The sequence below is a fragment of the Thalassobellus sediminis genome (assembly GCF_044386045.1).
GTDB lineage: Bacteria > Bacteroidota > Bacteroidia > Flavobacteriales > Flavobacteriaceae > Thalassobellus > Thalassobellus sediminis.
This window is the reverse complement of sequence record NZ_JBISCD010000018.1, coordinates 1-238: the sequence shown is the minus strand read 5'-3', so window position 1 is coordinate 238 and position 238 is coordinate 1. Positions and strand designations below refer to the sequence as shown.

Sequence of the window (238 nt, the reverse complement as noted above, 5' to 3'; positions counted from 1 at the left end):
GCGTTAGATACAGCCTTTGCTAATTGGATTGCTGGGTTTAGTGTAACTGGTGGTTGTGATCCGCAAGCTACAGATATTAGTGTACTTACTACTCCTGCTTTATGTGAGGGTGGTAATACGAGTGTAACTTATAATGTAACGGACTTATGTGAGTCTGGGCAAGATACAGCTACATTTACGGTAACTCCTGCTGATGCCTTAACAATTAGTGATGTACAAAATGAAACAGTTTCTGCTG

Annotated in this window: 1 protein-coding gene; it reads left to right on the top strand. The window is 40.8% G+C overall.

Annotated elements, in window-relative coordinates; translation table 11 throughout:
- Positions 1-238 (top strand): hypothetical protein (locus tag ACH5TW_RS00265; RefSeq protein ID WP_439334469.1); only part of this gene is annotated, 238 nt, incomplete at both ends.